The organism is Amycolatopsis sp. NPDC049253 (assembly GCF_040678995.1).
GTDB lineage: Bacteria > Actinomycetota > Actinomycetes > Mycobacteriales > Pseudonocardiaceae > Amycolatopsis.
Map to the genome: position 1 here is coordinate 1 of NZ_JBFAQX010000077.1, position 1,945 is coordinate 1,945.

Consider the following 1,945-nt stretch of genomic DNA (forward strand, 5'->3'; position numbering starts at 1 on the left):
CGCACGTCCGGCAACCCGTACGAGACGGTGGAGCTGCTCAACGCGCTGCAGCGGGAGGGCGTGCTTGCCCCGACCGCCGCCGGGTGGCGGTGGGACGACGCGGCGGCGCGGGCTCGGCTGGGCGAGTCCGAGGTGGGCGAGCTGTTGGCGGCGCGGGTCGCGGCGATGCCGGCGACCTCGCGGGCGCTGATCGAGGCGATGGCGTGCTTGGGCGGGCGGGTCGAGGCAAGCCTGCTGTACACCGCCGCCGCCGTATCGGCGAGCGTGGCGGAGAAGCAGCTGGCGCCCGCGTTGGACGAGGGCGTCCTGGTGGTCGAGCCGGGGCCGCGTGAGTCGGTGCGGTTCCGCCACGATCGGACTCGCGAGGTCGTCCTGAGTGGGCTGGCGCCGGGTCGGCGACGCACCCTGCAGCTGGCGATCGCGCGGCGGCTGGCCGGGGTACCGGAGTTGTTCGCGGTGGCGGCCGAGCAGTACCTGCCGGTGATCGACGCCGTCGTCGATGCGGCGGAGCGCCGGCTGGTGGTGGGGCTGCTGCGCCGCGCCGCCGACCAAGCGGTGTTGATCGGCGAGTACACGCTGGTGAACGCGCTGCTGGTCGCCGCGCTACGGCTGATCGGCCCGGGGGAGACCGCCACACTGATCGAGGTGCACACCGGCCGCCAGGCCGCCCTCTACAGCCTCGGGCGACTGGACGAGGCGGACGCGGAGTACCACACGATCGAGCGGCTGTGTCCCGACGCGATCCGACGTGCCGACGCGACCGCGGTGCAGGTGCGCAGCCTGACCCACCGCAAACGCTTCACCGAGGCGATCGATCTGGGCCTGAAGTCGCTGTACGAGTGCGGCATCGTCATGCCGCCCGCCGACCGGCTCGCCGCCGATCTCGACCACCAGTACGAGTACCTGTACCGGTGGCTGGACACCGACACCGCCGAGGATCTGGTTCGGCCGGAGATCACCGACCCCACGCTGCTCGCCGCGACCCGCCTGATCAACGCGATCCTGCCGGCCGGCTACTTCCTCGCCGACCACGCCACACAGGCGTGGCTGGGCCTGGAAGCGCTCCGGATCTGGCTCGAGCACGGCCCGGGACAAGCCTTGGTCGGCCCCGTGAACTTCGCCGCCTACCAGGCCGTGGCACAGCGCGGCGACAGGGCGGGGTACCGGGCGTTGCGACGGCTCCTGGCGCTGGGCGAAGCCCGCGGCTACGAGCCCGAGACCTCACACGCGCGCCTTTTCTTCGCCATCCTCAGTTGCTGGTTCGAGCCCATCGAGCACGGTGTCCACGCCACTCTGCGTGCCCGCGCGGGGCTGATCGCGGGTGGGGACCTGGCATACCCCGGCTACAGTTACCACTTGATCGTGTACTTGCTGCTGGACTGCGCGCCATCTCTCGACCAGCTTGTCGACCAGGTGGAGGCAGGGCTGGCCTTCCTGCGCCGAACGGGCAACGAACAGACCGGCCAGATGCTCGACGAGCACCGGTGGCTGGCCCGCGTGCTACGCGGCGAAAGCTCCGCCGCGGCTGGTAAGGCGGTTCCCGCCGACCGGTACGCCGACAACCCGCTCGCACTTCTCATCGCGCATCTCAACCGGGCGATCGCCGCCGCCATCTTCGGCGACGCGGCCGACCTGACGCGACACACCGTGGCGGCCATGCCGCTGCTCCCGGCCGCCCAGGGCCAATACGCGACCGCCGTGGCCCGCGTGCTGCGCGGGCTGGCCCTTGCCGAGCAGGCCCGCTCCGCGGACAGTGCGGAGCGCGGCGATCTCCTGGCCGAGCTGCATGAGGTGGTGCGGTGGCTGGTCGGCCGTGTAGCCGATGCGCCGGACAACTTCCTGCATCTGTTGCGGTGGTTGGAGGCCGAGCGGGCCTGGGCGGTGGGGGATGTCCGGGCCGCCGAGCTGGCGTTCGACGCTGCGCGCCGGGAGGTCGCCGGCCGTG

Annotated in this window: 1 protein-coding gene; it reads left to right on the forward strand. The window is 72.2% G+C overall.

Annotation, left to right across the window (positions count from 1 at the left end):
• Positions 1–144: 144 nt before the first annotated feature.
• A partial coding sequence (locus AB0K15_RS47990; RefSeq protein ID WP_364067922.1) for a hypothetical protein occupies positions 145–1,945 on the forward strand: 1,801 nt, incomplete at its 3' end.